Raw genomic sequence first — 22,881 nt, forward strand, 5'->3', positions numbered from 1 at the left:
AATAACTCCTCCAATAACTGATCTATATCTACGATTCATTAACCATTAAATTTTTTGATTAAAATATACGGAAAATTGTTAATAATTAAATTTTATCATAAAAAATGACAAAAATGCTATTTCTTGCACATTATTGGACAAATTAAAAAGGGGTGATTTGATGGAAGTAAAGCCGTTGTCAGAAGTCGAAAAGTTAGCCTTAAAGAAACAAAAAATATTTGACCAAAGCCATCTCCGCTACATTTTAAGAAGTATGCTTGCAAGTATGTTTATTGGATTCGGTGTAATGGTTGCTTTCAAAACTGGGAATGGTTTTTATCTAGTACATTCTCCTGTTGCTTACCCAATCGCTGCATTAACATTTGGTTCAGCAATTGTTTTAATTTGGTACGGTGGTGGAGATCTCTTCACTGGGAATACATTTTATTACACCTATGCTGCATTGAGGGATAAAATGAAATGGCCAAAAGTTGTTGAGCTCTTGGTTTATAGTTATGTAGGAAATGTTTTAGGGGCATGTCTATTTGCTTTGATCATTTATACAACTGGACTTTTTGATACACAAGACTCAAGTACATTTTTATTATCAGTTGTCGAGCATAAAATAGATAATTCTATTTTTCATTTATTCTCAAGGGGCATCTTATGTAATTGGCTCGTCTGTCTTGCCTTTTTCATACCAATGTCATTTGGTGAAACTGAAAATTTAACAAAAATTACAGCGATGATGTTATTTGTGTTTTGTTTTTTTATGTCCGGTTATGAGCATAGTATTGCCAATATGTGCTCCTTTGCGATTGCTCTTGTAATTGACCATCCTGACACAATTACCTTTTCAGGTATGATACGTAATTTAATTCCTGTTACGATAGGTAACCTTATTGGTGGAGAATTTATGATGGCTGTAATGTATTATTTTGCAAACAAACCATTTTTTGATGAAGTAGATTCAAAATAAGATTTTGGAATAGTCCAAGATCTTTTTTCTTTTTAAAAAGCCTCTATTAAATTAAAATGTTGATTTTCCAAACTAAAAAAGAGGCTGTCTGTTTAGACAGCCTTTAGAGTTTCTTATTTAACTACCATGGTAGTTGAATTATTCATATCTACTTCCTTTTGCAAATTCGATCCACTTAGGTTCTTCTGACAATAAAACAGAATAAGAGGTACATCTTTGCATCGCATCCAAAAATGAAACAATATTAGCGCTTTCCCATTCCTTCTGGTTATCTATATTATCTTGTTTCATTATCTCTAAAAATTGAATCAAATCTTTTTTAGACTTAACTTTCTGCTCAATCTCATTAAATTTCAATTTGCATTATCTCTCATCTTTGAGTACAATATTAACTTCCTTATCCAACTATTGCATATGTTAGTTAATAAAGAATTTTTTAATTCATGGCTTTTATACAAATTCAACTAAGTCATACTTTGGACTAATATACGCTTCAAACAAAACATAACCACCCGTGATAACGGGTGGTTTGCTCTGCGGCTGAAAGCCTTTGTTACTGACCAAACCCTAAAGGGCTATTGAACGGTTCGCCTGATGTACTACTATTACTGGCCAGACCTCAAAGGCCTTCTGCTTACTTTCTTTTCTTTTTCTGTATCTCTTCACCAGTAAATGGATCTATGTATTCCATCATGCTTAACTGTTCCGCCACTACATCATCTTGTAGTTGATTTCGTATATATTCTTCTATCACCTTCTTGTTTCTTCCAACTGTATCTACATAATATCCCGTGCACCAAAATTTTCGATTTCCGTATCGATATTTCAAATTCGCGTGACGATCAAAAATCATTAAACTACTCTTTCCCTTTAAATATCCTACAAATGCTGACACACTGATCTTTGGTGGGATGCTAACTAACATATGAATGTGATCCTTACACGCTGTCGCTTCAATAATCTCTACACCTTTTCTTTCACATAAAGTTCGAAGTATTTCTCCTATGTCTTTCTTTATTTTCCCGTAAATGACTTGCCTTCTATATTTCGGGGCGAATACGATGTGATACTTACAATTCCATGTTGTATGTGCTAAACTATTACTGTCTTTTGACATAAAAATTCCTCCGTATGCTGCTATTTTGGTTGGCGAACCAAAAATAGTTTAGCACCTCGGGGGAATTTTTTTAATACCACGCTGTAAGCTTTTTGGAACCCTAGGCCTAGCCTAGGGTTTTCGTTTCCACAAAAAAAAGAATCTTCAAAAACTGAAGATTCTCTAACTAATTTTCAAGTTCCATTAGACTGTTTATTACCTAATCAGTTAAATAATTATAAATCTATTATTGAAATTTTAAATTTATCCTTTAAAAAATGATAAAATTTACTTTCAATTGGGTTACTAGACATACGTATTTATTACCTCCAACCGAAAGTAATATCAATACAAGAATTACTATCAAGCTTTTTTTGAGATATTTTTATGATATGCCCCCCATTTTATAGATGGATATTGCAAAGTTTAACACATCTATTTTATTCTTGACTCATTCGAACTTTGGATTGATAAAACTCCATCTTCCATATAATATACTTGATCACAATAACTTAGCATTCGTTCATCGTGCGTCACCATAATTGCTGCTTTTTCTCTCTTCTTTACCTCACTAGCAATTAATTTTACAACTTCATGAGCTCGGTTTGAATCTAAGCTTGCTGTAGGTTCGTCTGCTAGAATGATACTTGGTTGATTAAATAGTGCCCTAGCAATTGCTACACGTTGACGCTCACCACCAGATAATTCATTTGGCATTTTTGTCAACTTATTACCTAAACCAAGCTCAGTTAGTAATTCAACTGCATATTGCTGGTCATTTTTAGTTAACTTTCCAGACATTTTTTTTATTAATATTAGCTGGTCATATACAGATAAGTACGGAATTAAGTTAGATGATTGTAAAATAAACCCAATTTCATTTAAACGAAAGTCTGCAAGTTGTTTAGCATTTAACGTTGTTACATCTTGACCATTTACGCTTACTTTTCCTGAAGTTGGTTTTAATAATGCACCAATCATTGATAATAATGTACTTTTACCAGATCCAGAAGGTCCAACAATGGCAACCAACTCACCGGGATTCACAGTAAAAGAAACTTCTTTTACTGCTGTTACAATCGAATGCCCCTCTTTATATTGTTTAGAAACGTGATGTAATTGAATACCACTCATTTATTCCACCCTCCCTAAAGCTGTTAGCGGATCAATTTTTGTAATTTGTCTGACTGAAACAACAGAGCTTAATAGGCTAATGACTAATAACCCTAGTGCATATAAACCAACAAGTTTAGCATCTAAAGTAAAAGGCATATTTTTTGGAAATGCGAGTGCAGTCAAATAAGTTAATATAATACCAATCACAATCCCGAAAAATGATAAAATAAATACTTGTGCAACAATCGCTTTTGAAATAAATTGATTAGATGCTCCAATCGCCTTCATTACACCAAATTGAGCTGTTTTTTGAATCGTAATAACATAGAAGAAAACTGCTACGATAAATGCTGAAATGACTATTAGAAAAGCAAGCATCATTAAGATTGTTCCATTTTCTTCCTTATACCCTGGCATTTCTTTTACAGCTACTTTTTTTGTTACTGTTTCAATTCCATCTACCTGTTTATCCAGCTTTTTAGCATCCAATTGTGGTGCTTTTAAAACTATGGCTTGAACAGGATTATGAATATCATTGTCAGATCCTGGTGCAGCATATTGATAACTTCTCCAAGTATCAATATTAGCAAATAATACAGGTAAATGATTGAATGTTTCATTTTCAACAAATCCAATAATTTTAAACTTCATTTTAGAATTTGAAACTAGTAATTCATCACCAAGCTTGTACCCTGCATCTTTTAAACTCTTATTTGCAAGAACACCAAATTTGTCATCAGTAGAAAGCTGTTTACCTTCTACTACACTTGGCTCAATAAAAGAACTTACCTCTATCCCAATTATGGCAACATCGGTTTTTTTACTGCTATCATCCGTTTTTTCTTTTGAAACCGATCCTAAAGAGGATCCAAAACTAGCTGCATTTTTCACATCATGATTTTTTTGAATCTCTTCCAATAAATCACCAGAAATAATCGATTTACTAAATGTAGCACCAGCAGTTTTTTCATAAACAACATAGTTGGCATCTAAGTTCTTTATGGATGCTGCACTTAGAGTAGATAGACCATTTCCAAGCCCAGATAAAATAAATACTAGCCAAGCAATTAAAATAATAATAATGCTCATCATTAAATAACGAAATTTTGCATGCTTTAATTCCTTTAATGCTAAAAACAAATCAAACACTCCCTCTAAAATAAGTTACACATATGTCACTTTGAATAAAAAAATAACTTATATGTTTCTACATTGAATAGTATACATATAAGTTACACATATGTCACTTATTTTTTATTACACCACTTAAAATTAAATTCCTTATATAGTCCATCAACTTTTCATCATCTAATCCAGAGTGATTTGGAATTGAAATACTTTGAAAAATAAACCCAAGTAATAGCTCATTAGGTATTTCCATTTCAATAAAACCCTCTTTTTTCCCTTGTTGTATAATATGGACAAGGGGCATATATAATTCTCTGTGCATCAAAGACAGCTTCTTTTTCTTATTCTCGAGATGTGGAGCATCTTTCGTTGGAATAATATCTTGCATGCCAAGTATTAAATGTAAATCCTTGTACATAAAAATTTTTTTCAGCAATAAATCAATCTTTTCTAAAAAAGTTTGTTCCTCTGGAATGGTTTTAAAACTTATCAAAACATTATTCATTTCCTCAATCATAAAATCCAATAATAATTCATCTTTATTTTGATAGTATTTATAGATTGCTGCACGTGAAACGTCTAACATTTTTGCCAATTCTCCGATTGTGAAACCTTCGTACCCAGTTTGTAAAATTAATTTTTTAGTGCAAAGGAACAAATCTACTGTATTAAATTTTCGATCTCTCCCCATTTTTTCCCTACTTTCGATTTATTACTATAGTTTTGTTTTATCCGCTTGTAATATTGTAATTGACACAATTACTTTGTAACAATTATATCCTATTTATTAATTTAAATATAATTCTTTTATATTTAGTTTGGTACCTCTTTTCATTAAATCTTCCATTAATATGATAACATTACTTGAATTACTTAACCCATGATTATTCTAAAGCATAATTTTCAACTCAAGATTTTGTATACCTAACATTTTAGTTTTAATGTTAGTCCGTTTTCATATATTAAGCCTCCTATCACTTCAATATCAAATCAACACTCTTCAAATATTTGTCTCGGTAATTTTCCTTTCTTATTTTCTGATATAAAATTACGCTTGAACTCATCTGTGAAAGTGATTCCTTTCGTACTAACTGACTTTACGTGTTGGTTTTTGGAAAGTAGATTCATTTCTTTATCAGTAAATATTTTATCGCTCATCTACTATTTCCGCTATGCCGTTTTTTCTCATTATAAACAAAAGTACCCTATAGAGGGCACTTTTTTAAGTGTCTACTCTATAGGGTACTTTTTAATTTAGGCGTTTTTTTTTGCAATAACTTAATATGCTCTCTCATATGGTTTTGGAGTCAAAGGTTTCCCATCAAGAAGGATCGATGCTTCGTTTGCCCAATAAGGATTGCTTAACATCCCACGACCAACTGCGATTAAATCTGCTTCTTCGTTGCCAAGTACAGATTCTGCAAGATTTGCATCATCCAATTTCCCTACTGCAATTACAGGGATTTCTACTTCTTTCTTTATTTGTTCGGCCAATTTGACTTGATAGCCAGGATGAGAACCAGGTCTACCTCCTGAACCGATTGGACCTTCACCACCAGAGGAAATGTGGAAAATATCAACACCTGCATCTCGGAATGCTTTAGCCATTTCTACAGAATAATCAAGTCCATAGCCTCCATCAACGTATTCTAACGCTGAAATTCGCATTATAAGTGGCATGTCATCTGGCATGACACTTTTAGCCGCTTTTATGACTTCTTTTCCAAATAAAAATTTATCTTGCCCATATTCATCTGTTCTTTGATTCGTATAAGCAGATGCAAATTGGTGAATGAGATAGCCATGTGCACCATGAAGTTCAATTGTATCTACTCCTGCAAGAACAGCACGCTCTACACCTTTTTTGAACTTTTCAACCATTTCTTTAACTTCTAAAGTTGTTAACTCATGTGGAGTTTTTGAATTCTCGCTAAAAGGGTTTGGTGAAGAGGACACTGGAATTTGGGCATCTTCAGCTTTACGTCCTGCATGAGCAATTTGAATCGCAACTTTTGCACCATATTTATGACATTCATCGATAATACGTTTAAATGCCGGTATATGATCATCACTCCAAATTCCTAGGCAATAATCTGAAATGCGGCCACGATCTTCAACATTCGTCATTTCAATAATGATTAAACCTGTACCCCCAATCGCACGGCTAGTATAATGAACGAAATGCCAATCTGTTGGAATCCCATCTTTTAAATGGACTGAATATTGACACATTGGTGGCATTACGACACGATTTTTTAATTCTAATCCTTTGAATATGAATGGCTTGAATAAATTAGACATAGTCAACGTCCTTTCACAAATTGTTTATTTAAACTTTAATCCCATATTATCCCAACCTTGTAAAAAATTCTATTTAACTGCTCAGTTCACTAAATTTATCTTACCCAAGAAATAGAATAAAAAAGTAGAAAGCATAGAGCCCTCTACTTTTTAGGTTGATATCGTTTCAAAAATTCCAAATCGTGTGATAAGCACGTTTCCATGAAAAGAAAGTGACAATCATTAGCAAGACTAAGTAAATCATTACACCAAATGGAATAAATGTGATCCCCCAGTGAATTAAGGCCAATATTCCCCCTAATAATAAGGCAAACATTATTTTGATACCCGAATTTTGTTGAGCATCCTCAAATGACTCTGAAAATGGGAGTGATCCTTTAAGATAATTTGAGCAAATAACTGTATATAAAATCGAGCTAACAAAGACAACTAATAAATCGGGAATGATTTTCATACCAAAGATTCCAATAAATAGTATGCTTAAAATAAAATAGACAGGAAAATATAGATTAGCGATAAATACCTTTAAAGTTGCACTATATAAAGGTGCAAGGTTTGATACTGGCGCTGTTTTATAGATCCAAGCTCCTTTATATTTCCCGGAATATTTTAGCATTGAAATTGCATTCGGAATGATTAAGCAAGACATATAAATTGTTAAATAACTCTTACTTACGATTAGATGTTGATAGGAGTGAATTTGTAATTGATTAAATAGAAAAACGATTGGAAGAACGAATGATAATCCTAATGATGGATAAACCTTTAGACGGAATTCCCGCTCATTTCGCATCATGTTATCAGCGAATTTAAAAAATACTTTTTCTTCATTATTACGGCAAAATACGCTAGATAGCCAATTCTTCCACTTACTGACTTTTTTTCTATTTAAACCACTATTATTAGATAATTTTTGAAGATTTTTCTCAAAGGATGGGATCATTAAACTATATAGCATGATTGCAATAATAGGTATAATTACTGCTAAAATAGTAAATCCAATAAGAAATGTATTGGTGTTACGATTTAAAATTAACTCAAATGGTGCCCCAAACCAAATAGGTGGAATTAGAAAATGATACCAAGTTGGTGAAAATGACAGATCAAAATTCACAAAGCTAAACGCTCTAGCAACAAGTTGATAACCTACTGTAATCGAGATTGATAGACCGATTTGAACGTAATTGATAATATCTTTTAATTTTTCACCATCAAAAAATCTTAAAATATAATAATAGATAATCGCTGTTAAAACTACTATAAATAAATTGACAAGAAGAAGTTCTACAATCGCTAAAAATAAAAATAAAATACCGTGTCTAAATGTCCCGACTATTACTGGTAATGCTGTAATAGATGTAGTTATTAATAAAAGATAGATTGATATATGTACCATTTTAGCAGCTGTAATCGTCTTTTTTCCAACCGGTTTTGTAAGAAGGATTCCCTTGTCTTTCACATCTAATAAGACAGTTGAAAAATCCGAGATCATCGATGTCATGATGAGAAACATAACAATGCCAAAGAAAGCGCTCATTTCATATACATAGCTTTTTCCAAAAATCACTAATGGAATGAGCATCAAACTTAGTAAAACATACATTCCTAATGATTTTATTATTCCATTTTCTTCATCTTTCTTTGTTTTCTTATTGTTTTGATTAAAAATGGTCGGTGTCCTACGACGATCCATTGTTAATTTAACGACTAAAATTTTACGCATGATTTGATATTCAACACCAAACAATTCAAATAGCGGTCGAAAAAAGTCTAAGATTTTTAGCATAGGGAAATCCTTCATATTATTCCCCCTTAACAATGGATACGAATTCCTCAGCTAAAGATTGATGTTCATTAAACCCTGTAAGCTGATTGAAAATCTGTTCCAATGATCCTTCTTTATTTTGCTCCTTTAACTCTTTAAAACTACCATCTGCTACGATTTTGCCATCATTGATCAAAATAATTCGATTACTTATTTTCTCTACTACATCCATAATATGAGACGAATAAAAAATCGTTTTCCCATTAGCAGCCAAAATGGCTAGAATTTCTTTAAATACCATTACACTATTAGCATCAAGTCCACTAAGTGGTTCATCCAAAAACAATAGGTCAGGATTATGTATTAAACTGGAAATGATAAGGACTTTTTGCCTCATCCCCTTTGAAAAAGAAGCAATTCGCGATAAGTAAACTTCCTCTAAACCAAATACTTTCATTAACTTCATAGCCTTCTCATCAGCTTCATCAAAATCCATCCCGTATAATTCGCCAACGAATGTTAAATATTCTCTAGCTGTAAGATTATCGTATAATTCAGCAATTTCAGGAACATAGCCAATTCTCTTCTTGTATTCAACATTCTGTTCTGAGATTTCTTCCCCAAAAATCTCAACATTCCCAGAGTAATTACTTTCTAATCCTAATAAAATTCTAATAGTTGTACTTTTACCTGCTCCATTCGGCCCAATGTAACCAATAATTTGTCCACGATGGACTGTTAAATCAATTCCTTTTAAAACAGATTTAGCCCCATAGTCCTTCTTCAAATCCTTTAAACACAATACGACTTCTTCTTTTGCTTCGATGATGATCACCTACTTTTAATTTAATACTTTAATATTAATAGACCATTAATCTTGTTGAAAAGTGTAAGATTTACCATATTTTGGATATTTATTGATATTTTCAGAATGATTTTTTGAAATGTAAAAACATGACATAAGATTTAGGACGTTCATTCGTGCCAATATAAAAAAGCATCGATCTGTATAATCGATGCTCCTTTAAAATTGAGTTTAATCTTTTAGCCTAATAATTATTGTAGTTAAACAGTCTGAAGCGGTGATTTTTCAATTAATGGAGATTTGTTTCCAGTATATAATACAGTTAAATTGTGAAGTGCTCGTGTACATCCAACATAAAGCAACTTAGCGTCTTGTTTCGTTTCTTCATAGTGCACATCATCTACATCGACAAGTATGACTGCATCAAATTCTAGTCCTTTAGAAAGATACACAGGTACTACTGAAATGCCACCTTCGTATTTTCTCTGTTTTGAATGAATAAAGGAAACTTCTTCTCCCGCTTTGGACAATTCACTATGTAAAATGGCACAATCATCTTCTGAGCGGCCAATAATTGCAATTGTATCCATTTTATCCTCTTTTAGTTGTTGAATCGTATTAATAATTACTTGAATTCGATTAGTTTGATCAACTTCTTGTATTTTAACTTTTTCTCCACTTCGAAATACTGGATTTGCTAAGCTAACAGGAATATTTGCCTTTTTTATAATCTCATTTGCAAAATGAATGATTTCCATTGTGGAACGATAGCTTCTATTTAACTCGTAATAAGTTACTTCTTTATCATTGAAAACATCTATAAATTCATTCCAATTATGAATCCCTTGATACTCGTGAATGGCTTGTGATAAATCTCCGAGAATGGTGAATGAATTCCCGATTGTCAATTGTTTTAATAATGCAATTTGAAAAGGTGAAAAATCCTGTGCTTCGTCGACTATTACATGATGGAATTTTTGCTTAGACTCAATTCCATAAAGTCGATTATGAATATAGACTAGCGGAGCCAAATCTTCCTGGTCCATCTCTTTCTTTTTACAATTTAAAGATGTAGATTTAATAATATCTGCTGGTATTTCGTATACAATAGAAGAACCATATGTTGTTGTGAATAAAGTTTTATAAAAGGAAAGTGCAGTATGTTTTGGCCATTGTTTCATATAAGAATTTAAATACTGGGTTGCTTTTTTCTTTTTCTCTTTTCTTCTGTTCGTTTCTTCGATCACTTTTAGCTCATTATCTATCCATTTCTTTAGCCGTGCTACAATGCGTTCTCTTCGTTTGGCAAGTGGATAATGTTTATATTCAACATCAAACCAATGTTTAAGTGTTTCTTTATCAATCATTCTTTTTTTCCATGGTTTGAAATCCTTTTCAGGAACAGCTGAGGCTTCATAAGTATCCAAACATTGATCAATATAGGTTAAAAATTGAGTCGAGCCTTTCCATTTCCCTGGACTATTATGATTAATTTCGATTCGATTGGTGCCAGTTGCGAACCATTTGTTTAAGTTATCTGATGAATCCTTTAATTTTACTTCATAGTCGAGAGTGTTTAATGCCCAATCAGAAAAGGTTGTTTGTTGAATGCCGCCTACTCCTAACTCAGGAAGTACGTTTGAAATATAATCTAGAAACATATTATTAGGTGCAAAAATAATCATTTTATCTGCCCTTAATGTTTCACGGTATTGGTAAATCAGAAATGCAAGTCGATGAAGAGCAACAGTTGTTTTTCCGCTTCCTGCCACCCCTTGAATGACTAAAGGTGTATTTTTGGATGAACGAATAATATCATTTTGTTCAGATTGAATGGTAGATACAATATCCTTTAAGCGATTATCTTTGTTTTCACTTAATCGATATAGAAGAAAATCATCAGTAGTTGATACATCTTGATCGCCTTTTACATATGTATCTACAACGCGTTGGAGATTTTTTTTGCGGATTACTATATTTCGTTTTAAATAGATCGTACCTTCAATCATACCTTCAGGAGATTCGTAATAAGCAGGTTCATCTCCCCCTGTAAACGAATAAAACATACTAGCAACAGGAGCACGCCAATCAATTATTAATGGATTTTCCGTAGCTTGTTCTGATATTCCTACTTTTCCTATGTAAACAGGTACTAACTCTTTCTGTTCCTCTTGAAAATCCATTCGACCAAAATAAGGTTCATTTTTAGCTAAGCGAAGATTTCTTCGATTCGTTTCTCGAATTCCTTCAAGAACTTGTTCGGTTACATCACTACCAGTGTATACGGGAATCCCTTCAAGTTTCGTTAGTTGCCGTTCCATTTCAGATAAAATTTTGTTTAAATACTGAAGTTCTTCATTAAATTGTTGTGTAGACATTTTTCTACCCCCTTTATGCCAATAAATAGCCGAATTTTCAGACGGAAAGCTATTGTATCAAGAAGTTCATTAAAAAGTAAAGAGGTTTTTAAAATAAAATTTATATTAGCTAAACAAATGCAAATAGATGGAAGTAGTATAAAATAAAAAAGAGAACCTGTAGAAAACAGAATTCATCTCCTTTTTAGAGACTTCACGTTATCTTAGGTTCTTCCCTAAATAGCATTTCTACAATAGAGACTTTATTGTTTATAGGTAAAATATCCTGTTTTAGTTCTTCCTCATCAAATAATACTTTCGTGTTTCAATCTTATATTCCTTACATTGATATACCTCTATCAACTAAGATAATTTTAACTTTAACCTTAATTTTTGATTGTTGAAATGCACCAACCCAATCATCCTCTACTTTTTTCCATTCTGAGTATTTAAAGGATCTAGCAAAAAGACCGAGGCCAATTGGATCAACCTTGTCATTTTGCAGAGATTTAACGAAAAGATTTAGTTCTTTTTGCAATTCATTTTCTATTTCTTTTACTAACTTTCCTTCTGACTTGTCATTTAATTTAATTGGAGATTCAGTAATAGCAATCGGTAGTTTGAGATTAATATTAAATTGGTATTTACCATCATCAAATTTCTTTTTTACGTTCCTTTTTATATTTTTAATATAAAAACTGATTTTACTATTCAAGATTGTATTTTCATTTTTTTTATGTTTATTCCCATTTAACCACATAGTTAATTGGCCTGCTTTTCTATCCTGTAAAATTATTAATAGCATTGTTTCCTTTAATGATAGAGTCCTTCGATATTGGTTTTGTTTGTTTAATAATATCGTACCACTTACTTCCAAAGCGTTATCTTTTAAAGTTAATTCTGGTGTATAAGGAGTAATACCTTTTTCAAAATTTATTTTGTAAAAATACCTTAATGGAGTACGCACAGAGACGTTTCTAAAATTTGCAGTTTTTAGTAACTGTGGAATAAATAATGATAAACTTGGCTTATTTTTTGGGCTAAAATCAAAAACATCTGAAACAGAACCATTAACAACTACTAAATCAGCATTAAGACGCATCTTTGGATCTCGATAAAATAAATCTAATAACGAATACCAGTTTTTTTGTTCAATTACTTTTCTACCAATTAAAACCGTCTGTACTTTTCCACCAGCTGTGATTCCTAGTGCTTTTGAATCAATAATATCTCTAGCTTCTCTAAATGATAAACTTTTAACTTTAAAATGTTCATTTTTTTCTTTAACATCTTTACTAAATACAGGACTTGCCATATAAATAACAACATCACCTTGCTGATCTAAATCGATCCCCCATATAAGAGCTATTGTGAGATCTTCAATATTTATTTTATCATTACAACCAGTTAATCCAATTAATAACGTAACCATTAACAAACATTTAGCAATCTTTTTCACTTTGTTGTCACCCTAAACTTATCTTTATTTACTATTCTAGCTACCCATAAAATTAAAGGTATTCCTAAAATAACAATTAGTCCTGTGTTAGAAATTATTTTTAATTGAAGACCAATTAATTTAAAGGTTGGAATGAATAGATAAGTACTAATGGTGATTATGCCAAAAATAATTAACACAAAAAGTGGAAATTTTTTCATTTTAAACAACTCATTAAATCCTACCAACCCGGCCCAAAAATATGTAACCCATGTTTTTGAAATAACCATAAATAATAATGATAATAGGATTACATCCATTCGTTCTAAAAACTGAAATTCAATAATACTTAACATCGCTATAACAGGTGAAAAAATATCCAATATTTCATACGGGTTAGCATTAACAAAACTAATAATTGTTACAAATAAATACATAAACGTACTCATCACATTAGCGGTAATTACACCTTTCATTGCTTTATCCTTTTTTTCTAAATATGGATAGATTAAAAATATTATTTCAATACCTAAAAATGACATTGTCGTTGTAGGTACAGCTTTTATAATAGGAAGCCAACCTTCTTTTATAATAGGAAATAGATTTTTAATGTTTGGCTCTTTTAATGTTAGAAATAGAATAACTATAAAAAAAATAATTAGCGGAAAAATCGTTTCAATATATTTCGCTATTAAATGAATACCACCTGTTATTAATTGATAACTAGGAATAAGAAATAAGAACAAAATGATAAAAGCACTAGTATGTTGAAGTAAATAAGTTTGAACAAATAATACAGATAACATTAATACTAAATAAGCAGCATATAAGAAGAAGATTGCTAGTAAGAAGAGACAAATTTTTCCAAGCACATTTCCTAAATAAATCGTAATTAAAGACGAAAAACTATCGTGTGGAACTTTTTGACTTAACTTTATATATAACATACTAAGTAATGTAGTGATTAAACCTCCCAAAATGATTGAAATCCAACTGCTAGTTCCTGCTATTTCAGCTAAATTACGTGGTAGAGATAACATCCCAATACCGACCTGTACACCAAATATTATTAGAACAAATTGATAGTATGAAATGTTAAATTTGCTTACATTCATTTTCTAATCACATCCAATTTTCACTTAACCCTTTTTAATGTTTTTATTTTGATTTTTCCAAAGATAGTTTAATGGCATTCGTATAAATGTATCCTTTAGCTGAGTAAATATAATTGGTGAAAGTGGTGAAGTATACGAAATATTGTAGCTCTTTAATGATAATCCGTGTACGATTAAGATCATCGTGCTTATTACTAGACCAAAAATGCCAAATAAAGATGCCATTAACATAATTGGAAATCTTAATATGCGTAAACTTGATGCCATTTCATATTTTGGAATAATGAAGGAAGAAATAGCTGTCAATGCTACAACGATAACCATAATATTACTTACAATACCCGCTTGAACAGCAGCTTGGCCAATTACAATTCCTCCAACTACTCCTACTGTCGTACTAATGGGTGCTGGTAATCTTATCCCAGCTTCCCTAAGCATTTCTAATGTAATTTCCATAATAATTGCTTCAAATAGTGGATCAAAAGGGACATGAGCACGTGATTCACCAATTGAAAAAAGTAATTTTAATGGAATAACTTCATAGTTGAACGAAACCATTGCAATATAAATTCCAGGTAAATAAAGTGTAATTAAGAATGCACAAACCCGAAGTAGACGATTAAAGGAAGCTACTAAAGTTCTAGAAGAATAATCATCAATACTTGTAAAGAATGATATAAACTCAGATGGTAAAATAATGACTTCAGATGAACGATCTAATATTAGAACGACTTTTCCTTTTAAAATAGACGTAGCCGCTTCATCTGGTCTTTCCGTCGTTATGATTTGTGGGAATGGTGAGAATTGATTTCTCTCCATTAATTGAGCCAATTGATTGGCATTTAACACTGAATCTACTTTTATTTCTGAAATTGTATTCTCTACAGATAATAAGAGATTCTCGTCAACTACACCATCTAAATAAGCAATCGACACGATGCTTCTATTATCATTTCCAATTTCAGTTTGTTTTGTTCGAAAATCTCTATTTTGAATAAATCTACGGAGCAAGGCAATATTATCTTGATATGTTTCAACAAAAGAAATTCTTGAACCTTTCAACGAATTATCGATATTTGGTGGCATGAATGATCTATGAGGTGGATTCTCTGTAGCATAAATAAAAGCAGATGAGATCCCGTCTAAAAATAAAATGCTCTTACCATCTAATACTGCTTTTTCGATTTTAGCAATTCGAATAGTACATTCCGTATTGTTATTCAAGAATATCTCTAAATCTTTTTTTGGCGAAATAATATTATTAATAAATGAATCAATTTTTTGCTCATTTACTAAACCAGATAAATAAATTAAAAGTGCAGCCTTTCCATCAATCATTAAAATTTTTTTTACAATGTCAGAAGTAGGAAAGATTGATTCGATGATTTCCAAGTTTTCATTGATATTTCCATCAGGATTTATTGTGAAATTATGGATATTATTTTTCTTATTTTTTTCGTTTCTTCCATTTATACTATCCACTTCATATTTCATCCCTTCTCTAAAAACTAAGACTATAAATCAATCGTCCATATAAAATTATCTAGAATAGTATGCGCTTTTTTGTACTTTTTCATTATTTTGAGTATAAATAATTATTTATAAAAAAATTTGTTTTCGAGAAGTTTTTATTCAAATAAAAAGGCATGAATCGGAAAATTATTGGATTCATGCCTAAGTTGTAGCTTGCGTTTTATGTTAGTTTATTAACTATTTGTATCTAATATTTTACTTAAATTATTTTTTGTGAAGTTTCTCTTTTGATTGGAGAAACTAGAATTTGTTTATTTTTCACATCATATAATCCACTTGGCGTTATACGAATAAATGGTAAATGGGTTGCAGAAAAAAATAGCAGGGTAAATGCAGGATCGTCGTATTTATACCCTCTTTCTTGTAACAATTCAATCATTTTTTTCTCAATTTTGATTAAACTGTCCATATCTAAGTTAGACATGCTACCTTTTAAAGATAAAGCTATTTCGTAAACAACTTTGTTATCTTCTACTAGTACTATGCCACCGCCGATTTCTTTCATTCTTTCAAAAGCTTTCAACATATCTGATTTTCTTTTGCCTAAGATTAAAATGTCTCCAGTACCAGAATAAGAACTTGCAAATCCCCCCATATATTGAGCAAATCCTTTCACAAGGGTATTTATTCTCCAAGTACCATCTCTTCCAACCATTAAAAGAAAACATTCATCATGTTCGTATGATAGTTCATCACATTCTACATCGATTTTACTTTCATATGGTTTAGTTATCACATTATTTATCAAGTTAATCCCATATGAGTTTGTAAGGCTCAGATCCTCTTTATGTAAAGTCCACTTTAAATCAAGTTTAGAGAAGTGGTATTTCTCCCAATCAATTGACAAATATTCATCAATCATCATTCCATCTCTCTTAATCCATTTACCTTTTGCTATAACGCTAATAGGTGTTGGATTTTCTTTACTATGTAGTATATTAAGATTTGCAATTCTTCCTGTGGCGATTGAACCATGTAAATGTTCCATATTATAATAGCAAGCTACATTATAACTTGCCATATTATATGCATCAATGACTGGTATTTCGTGACGGATTGCTATTTTAATTAATTCATCCGTCATCCCTTTTTCATAAAAATAGGGGTGTGAACCGTCAGTTGTAAAGAAAAATCGATCAAATTTTTGGATGCCTTGCTCTTTAATTTCCTTTAAAAGCACTTCTAAATCAGGTCGTATCGAAGAATGTCTTAATGAAACGATATAACCTTGCATTAAACGGGAAAGTACTTCTTTTCCTGTCATTGCTTCATGATCGCAATCTGCACCTAATAACATTAATTTAGCTAAAGTGCGTTCTGAAGCCCCAGGAAAATGCCCTTCGACTTTCTTATTTAATTTCTTTGTCTCTTGGATCCAGGTAAGCATTTGGTTGTCACCATTTAATAGCTTTGGCCACGCAGTTAATTCTCCACCTTGTAAAACCAATTCATTTTCAAGCCAAGATATTACATCAGTTGAATTAAATAGCTCATCATTATTTGGAAATTCAGATTGTGCATCAAAACGGCACCACCAATACATGCTTGAAGGAATATGTTTAAAATCATTCAATAGTTCAAATGCAGCATGACTTGGCAATTCTAAGAAGAATTTTAGATTATCGCATATTAATGTAGTTGTACCGAATTGTCCAGCATGTTTTGCTAAAGTAAGAGGATTATAGAGTTGATATGGGTGAGCATGAGGCTCAATATAACCTGGCACTATGTATTGTCCTTCACAATCAACCACTTCAATTTCATTTACGTTATTCGGAAGAGCTTCACCAACATAGACAATCCGATCATGATAAACCCAAATATTCGCATGCAACCATTGATTCAAATATGAATTTAAATACGTTGCATTTTTTAAAATGATATGCGGATTAATTACGCCATCAAGAACATTTACTTGTTTTCTAATCTCTTCATTACTCCATCGATAATTTTTCATCATATCACTCCTATTTTGTTAAGAAACTTATTGTACAAGAATCATATAAACAAACGTCACTCCCGCAATTGAAAGAAGTATCATTCACCTTTATAAATAAAGAATCTCAAAAACATAACAATTTCAAGCTCGTTCGTATTGAATTTTACAAGGTATCCAAAAATTCCTCCAATGAGTAATTTTATTTACAGGGAAATAGGATAAAGTCATGTCGTTTAAAGTTTCAACCATTGATTCTTTGTTGAGGGATTTCATGCCCTTTATCTTCTTTTCGACCGATCATAAGCATCTTCCAATCAAAAAACCTGTATAGACTAATTTCTACACAGGTTTACAAATTCCTATTTTGTCGATTAATATCTTCTTCAACATTTAATATTTCTTGCAATTTCATCCTTATTGTCAAAAACTTAAAAAAAACGAGCTACAGTAAATAATAGCTCGTTTTTGATCTTTATTATAATAAACATTCTTTTGATTTCATTATTTTCATAAAAGTAGCTTGCCTGAAATTGATCCTTTTACTTCTTAATTTCAAATGAAAACTCACCGTCAAATAAATCAACTAAACAGACTGACTATGACTTGTTGATATCTCCATTTCCACATTATTTTTTGATTTCCATAAGATAAAGAGTGAACAAATTACAAACAATATACAAAGTAAATAAACATTTCGAAAACCTGCTATTTGTGCAAAAAGACCTCCGCCTAAATTGCCGACTAAACTTCCGATCGTCGAGCAATTCGCATAAATAGATGCAGAAAAGCCAGGTGAGTTTGGTAATAAGTCGTTAAAATAACTTATTCCATTTCCCATAACAATCGCGATGTATGTTGCCTGTAACAACTGTGCAATAATTAATTCCCACGTATGGGTAGATATGCTTAAGATAAGGTAATAGAGTAAACCAATAAAACAGCCGTAGATCATTAATGCATGATTCGAGATTTTTTTAGAAAGTACTCCTAACACAAGCATGATTGGAATTTCCAAACCTGCACATATACTTACGACTAATCCAACATCAGTATTCGTACCATGTAACTCATTGACAATAAATAGTGGTGTGTTGATCCAATTAATCGAACTCACAGCAAATAATAAGATAAAAGCAATAAATGGTAGTCTAAGCTGTTTTCGTTTAGCTGCTGGTACCTTTGTCTTGTTTTTCTTTTTTAGATTGTTTGAAACTGGCTTTCTCTTTTCTAAAAAGAAGAATACTAGAAGTGCAATCAGGACATAAATGCAAGACGTTCCCCAAAAAAGTCCATCATATCCTCTTGCTTTTAAAATGAATGTGCCTACTAAAGGTCCAATTAAAAATCCTAAAGAAACAAGCGATCTTAAAGTTGATAATGCTAAAGTCTTATCTTTAGATAAACTTGCATTTGCCGATTCCTGTGCGGATGCAAAAATTTGCGGCATAGCGGCTGCACCCAATCCATTAAATACAGCAACAAAAACTAATAATAAATAGTAATTATGAAATATTAAATAGGACGCATAGCCGATTGCTGATGAAATCATCGCAATCATGATAAGCCATTTCCTGTCAATCCCTCGATCAGAACGTTCAGCAATAAATGTATTGACTAAAACACCACTTAATGAAATCACTGCCATGAAGATTCCAAATGCTCCAGAGCTCATCCCTATATATTTTGTAGAATACAAGGATAAATAAGGAGTTGTGATTGATAGACCAATCCCTACAAATAACAAACAGATGACAAATAAACTATATCCTTTAATGGCAAATAGTTCTTTAATCCGTGTAACCAATATTTAGCACCCCTTGCCACATTCTATATTTTACCGAGTAGTTTAAATAAACAAAAAACACCCTTGATTATGTAACATACTCACACATTTAACCAAGGATAACGTTGATTATTCAGATATCTTTACTATTATAGTACATTTGACTCTGTAAAAATATATTTTTCGAATGCATAAGCTACACCATTTTCATCATTACTTAATGTAACAACATCACTTGAGAGCTTTACTTCTTCTTCAGCATTACCCATGGCAATTGATAAACCGGCTATATTAAGCATCGGTAAATCATTTTTTTCGTCTCCTATAGCTACAGTATTTTCTAATGGAATATTAAAATATGATGCCATTGCTTTTAACCCATATCCTTTATTACCATTTAAATGTGTAACTTCAAGATTAAAAGGGGAAGAACTAGTAACATAAGTCTCATCTATTAATCTTAATTTTTGTTCAAGTCTCACCATTTGTTTTGGATCAAGAGTTAATATAAGAAACTTTTGAATCGTAAAATGCTCATTATCGATTATTTCATGAACTTTGTTAAAAAATGAATGTCCGTATACCTTTGGAGATGTAGTAAACATTTTAAAGTGTCTGTTTTCAAAGTATTCTTTAGGAACACGGCCTGATGAAACAACTTGTTCAAAGCGTTGTTCCCAATTACTTGGGGCAAATATCCCCTTATTTGTAGAAATATTATACGGTAAGATTTCTTTCTCAACTTCTAAGGCGATTGCCTGAATTTGAGGTCCTCCTAAAGAATTTAATTCTATTAATTCTCCATTTACATATAATGCCGTCCCGTTATGCCCTCCAATTGGACAATTTAAATCATACTTTGAAAGTTCATCTTTTACTGAGTTTGGTGAACGCCCGGATAAAATCATAACGATATGTCCCGCTGCCTGGGCTTTTTTAATTGAGTTTAACGTCTCTTCACTTATAAATTTATTCGTGTTAAGTGTAGTACCATCTAAATCTAATGCAATTAGTTTCATAAGAATCTCTCCCTTAATGGGTTTTAAATTTCTTAAGTAATAGGTGAAATGATATTATTATAGTTTTGAAGATATGTTTATTCTATTTATTTATGCATATAAAAAATCAGAATTTCTTAGTTAAATACAACTTAACGTTAGTTACAAATCTGTTGATACAAATAATTGGCATCTTTTCCAACTCCATAAAGAAGCCCCGAGCCTCTACGAAATTGCCAAGGTAAACCTAGAAAGTATAAACCTTCAATCGTTGTAACTCCTCTTTGATGAATTGGATCTCCATTTGAATCGATTAGATCATCTATTTGAATCCAAGAATACTCCTCCTTAAATCCAGTAGACCAGATTACGTTATCCACATGCAGTTGAGTGTGATCCTCAAAATAAAACAGGTCATTATGTATGGATTGTGTTCTTGATTTCAGTTCGACTGTAGCATTTTTAATCAAATTTTTAAGTTCTAACCCAAAAATAGGATCGTGTCGCTTACTTAAAAACAGACCCACATTTGTATTAATATTTACATTTAATAAGCCTAATTTATCGAACCACCAGAAAAGATTTTTTGTACCGATGGTTTGAGGTAAAAACATCATCTTTTGACCAATTGACAAATACACTTTTCTTTCTTTTGAGAGTTCTACTGCAATTTGTGCTCCGGAATTTCCCCCACCAACTACTAATACAGATCCTTCTTTTAATTGATTTTGGTTTTTGTATTCAGATGAATGTACTTGGTAAACAGTTGAAGAGAGATTGCTTGAAAATTTTGGGATGAATGGTGTTTGAAAAGGTCCTGTTGCAACAACAATATTTTTTGCATGAAATTCCCCGACATTTGTTTTAATCGTAAAACTATTTCCTGCTTTAGATAATTTTTGAACAGAAGTGTTTAATTGAATAGGTAATGAAAAAAATTTTGCATATGTAGACAAGTATTCGACCACTTCATTTTTTGTTGGATAATCATTTTGATTTCCATCAAAAACGAAACCAGGCAGTGAACTATATGATCAAGGAGAAAATAAAGTTAAAGAATAATATCGTTTTTTCCAAACTTCACCAACTTCTTTTATCCTATCAATAATCAGAAATGTTAAGCCAGATTTTTTCAAATAATACCCCATTGAAAGACCAGCTTGGCCAGCACCAATGATTATTACATCATAATTCATCCAGATCACTTCCATTAATCGTAATATATGAATAGTTGTTCATATATTATTATACTTTTCTTATTTCATTTCTTTCAATACAAGTTTGAAAATAAAATAAAATAAAAAGGAAATAGATTTCTCTATCTCCTTTTACATTACTCGCGAAATTTCGCTTTTATATTGTTTATTAATACTTCACAAAGAAAGCAGTAAAATACATAATTAAAAGCCCTATTGTAAAACCAGCCAGATTTAACCAAGAAACAGACTGTTCATTATGTTTTTTATGGTCTTCAATGAGCATTTTCGTAATGACAAAGATTACTTGTAAAATAGCTCCTGCTCCAATTCCTAGGAAGATCGCTCCCCATATTGGTGAGAAGATAAAGCCACCGAACCAAGTTCCCAAAATTGCAGGTGCACCAGCAATTGCTCCTAAAAGGATGAATGTACTTATTTTTGGTTTTGTTTTGAGTAGCGGTGCTGCAATTCCGATTCCTTCTGTAATATTGTGAAGGGTAAAACCGATGATTAAAAATGTACCTAGTGCTGCTTCACCAAGCGCAAATGACGAACCAATCGCTAAACCTTCTCCAAAGTTATGCATTCCGATTCCTGTTGCCATTAACAGTGAAATACCAAATGGTGTATATCCGATACTTTTTTGTCGTTTTTGTTGATACTGATCAAATCCAATTAATAGTAAAAACGAAAGGACTGTACTGATAATCACAACCATATTCCCTTGGAAAACTGCTGGCGCCTCTGCTCCGATTTCAAATCCATCTGCAATTGTTCCGACAAATAGAAATAATAATAGTCCTACGGTAAGTGCTAGTATTGCATTAATCCAACTTCTTTTTAAGCGCTTCATAAATGGATACCATAATAAACCTAATGCGATTGGAACAATTCCCACATAAAAACCTATTAATCCATAATTCATAAAGTTTTTCCAACTTGGTTCGGGAGTTAAAGTTGCTGCAGCTACTTCACCTTCTGTAACAATTCCATTTGACGTAATTAACTTAATCACGTGAGGATCGCCTTCAACCCAAGGATAATAAATCGTAATCTTACCATCTTGAAATCTCTCTAAAGTCTGACTAGGAGTAACCGTAAAATTCCAGACTGAATCATCAACCATCAACTGGGCAATAGTTAGTGATTCAGGTCCCGTATTTTTAACATCTACTTCAAATCCAGCCTTAGTGATTTTTATTTTTTCAATATTTAATACTTCTATTGGTGCAGCAGGATCTTTTTCAACTCCAGCTCCATTCATAAATATCCAGCTTAATACGACAACCAATAAAACGAATGGGATAAGCCCTATCATAACCCCTTTTAGTTTCATCAACATTCACTCCT

The 22,881-nt window shown here is 31.8% G+C and carries 17 protein-coding genes and 2 pseudogenes; 1 reads left to right on the forward strand and 18 read right to left on the reverse strand.

All coding sequences use genetic code 11. The annotated features are described in order from the left end of the window. Window positions 1-160 precede the first annotated feature (160 nt). Entirely contained in the window at window positions 161-958 is a 798-nt protein-coding gene (locus tag ACSBO6_RS10715; RefSeq protein ID WP_098845964.1) for a formate/nitrite transporter family protein, read from the forward strand. Between the two features lie 138 nt (window positions 959-1,096). On the opposite strand, the gene ACSBO6_RS10720 is transcribed toward ACSBO6_RS10715, so the two are convergent. From ACSBO6_RS10720 to ACSBO6_RS10805, 18 genes and pseudogenes are all read right to left on the reverse strand, one after another. Continuing rightward, window positions 1,097-1,315, reverse strand: a complete 219-nt coding sequence (locus ACSBO6_RS10720; RefSeq protein ID WP_498843331.1) for a DUF7660 family protein — start codon at window positions 1,313-1,315, stop codon at window positions 1,097-1,099. A gap of 277 nt (window positions 1,316-1,592) precedes the next feature. Continuing rightward, complete coding sequence (gene tnpA / locus ACSBO6_RS10725) at window positions 1,593-2,075, reverse strand: IS200/IS605 family transposase (RefSeq protein ID WP_098846471.1); 483 nt, start codon at window positions 2,073-2,075, stop codon at window positions 1,593-1,595. Window positions 2,076-2,489: 414 nt separating this feature from the next. Then, window positions 2,490-3,188 carry an ABC transporter ATP-binding protein gene (locus tag ACSBO6_RS10730; protein WP_098845967.1) on the reverse strand — a complete coding sequence of 233 codons (699 nt, stop codon included), beginning with the start codon at window positions 3,186-3,188 and terminating at the stop codon, window positions 2,490-2,492. Next, window positions 3,189-4,310 carry an ABC transporter permease gene (locus ACSBO6_RS10735; protein ID WP_098845968.1) on the reverse strand — a complete coding sequence of 374 codons (1,122 nt, stop codon included), beginning with the start codon at window positions 4,308-4,310 and terminating at the stop codon, window positions 3,189-3,191. Window positions 4,311-4,413: 103 nt separating this feature from the next. Then, a complete protein-coding gene (locus ACSBO6_RS10740; protein ID WP_098845969.1) occupies window positions 4,414-4,989 on the reverse strand; it encodes a TetR/AcrR family transcriptional regulator in 576 nt (191 codons plus the stop codon). 302 nt (window positions 4,990-5,291) lie between these two features. Further along, window positions 5,292-5,456 (reverse strand): annotated as a pseudogene (locus tag ACSBO6_RS10745) (HTH domain-containing protein); the annotation flags it as partial. A gap of 120 nt (window positions 5,457-5,576) precedes the next feature. Continuing rightward, window positions 5,577-6,599, reverse strand: coding sequence for an NADH:flavin oxidoreductase/NADH oxidase (locus tag ACSBO6_RS10750; protein WP_098845970.1), 1,023 nt, complete (start codon window positions 6,597-6,599; stop codon window positions 5,577-5,579). 166 nt (window positions 6,600-6,765) lie between these two features. Then, the gene (locus ACSBO6_RS10755) at window positions 6,766-8,400 is read right to left on the reverse strand and encodes a hypothetical protein (protein WP_498843332.1); all 1,635 of its coding nucleotides are present in this window, start codon (window positions 8,398-8,400) and stop codon (window positions 6,766-6,768) included. Between the two features lies 1 nt (window position 8,401). Further along, window positions 8,402-9,166 (reverse strand): ABC transporter ATP-binding protein, encoded by a 765-nt coding sequence (locus tag ACSBO6_RS10760; protein ID WP_498843333.1) that lies wholly within the window; start codon window positions 9,164-9,166, stop codon window positions 8,402-8,404. A gap of 263 nt (window positions 9,167-9,429) precedes the next feature. After that, window positions 9,430-11,547, reverse strand: coding sequence for a HelD family protein (locus ACSBO6_RS10765; protein ID WP_498843334.1), 2,118 nt, complete (start codon window positions 11,545-11,547; stop codon window positions 9,430-9,432). A gap of 319 nt (window positions 11,548-11,866) precedes the next feature. Further along, on the reverse strand, window positions 11,867-12,985 hold the full coding sequence (locus ACSBO6_RS10770) for a Ger(x)C family spore germination protein (protein WP_098845973.1): 1,119 nt from the start codon (window positions 12,983-12,985) through the stop codon (window positions 11,867-11,869). Continuing rightward, window positions 12,982-14,079, reverse strand: a complete 1,098-nt coding sequence (locus ACSBO6_RS10775) for a GerAB/ArcD/ProY family transporter (RefSeq protein WP_098845974.1) — start codon at window positions 14,077-14,079, stop codon at window positions 12,982-12,984. Before ACSBO6_RS10775 ends, ACSBO6_RS10770 begins: the two co-directional genes overlap by 4 nt. Window positions 14,080-14,103: 24 nt before the next feature. Continuing rightward, window positions 14,104-15,561 carry a spore germination protein gene (locus tag ACSBO6_RS10780; RefSeq protein ID WP_180232915.1) on the reverse strand — a complete coding sequence of 486 codons (1,458 nt, stop codon included), beginning with the start codon at window positions 15,559-15,561 and terminating at the stop codon, window positions 14,104-14,106. Between the two features lie 250 nt (window positions 15,562-15,811). Next, window positions 15,812-17,569, reverse strand: a complete 1,758-nt coding sequence (locus ACSBO6_RS10785; protein WP_498843335.1) for an adenine deaminase C-terminal domain-containing protein — start codon at window positions 17,567-17,569, stop codon at window positions 15,812-15,814. Window positions 17,570-18,134: 565 nt separating this feature from the next. Then, window positions 18,135-19,355 (reverse strand): sugar efflux transporter, encoded by a 1,221-nt coding sequence (locus ACSBO6_RS10790; RefSeq protein WP_498843336.1) that lies wholly within the window; start codon window positions 19,353-19,355, stop codon window positions 18,135-18,137. Between the two features lie 128 nt (window positions 19,356-19,483). Beyond that, window positions 19,484-20,353, reverse strand: a complete 870-nt coding sequence (locus ACSBO6_RS10795; protein ID WP_098845978.1) for a Cof-type HAD-IIB family hydrolase — start codon at window positions 20,351-20,353, stop codon at window positions 19,484-19,486. 137 nt (window positions 20,354-20,490) lie between these two features. Further along, window positions 20,491-21,528 (reverse strand): annotated as a pseudogene (locus tag ACSBO6_RS10800) (flavin-containing monooxygenase). Window positions 21,529-21,697: 169 nt separating this feature from the next. Then, the gene (locus ACSBO6_RS10805) at window positions 21,698-22,867 is read right to left on the reverse strand and encodes a ZIP family metal transporter (RefSeq protein ID WP_098845979.1); all 1,170 of its coding nucleotides are present in this window, start codon (window positions 22,865-22,867) and stop codon (window positions 21,698-21,700) included. Window positions 22,868-22,881 lie beyond the last annotated feature (14 nt).

Source organism: Bacillus sp. AL-1R, assembly GCF_052180195.1.
Classification (GTDB): Bacteria; Bacillota; Bacilli; order Bacillales; family Bacillaceae_G; genus Gottfriedia.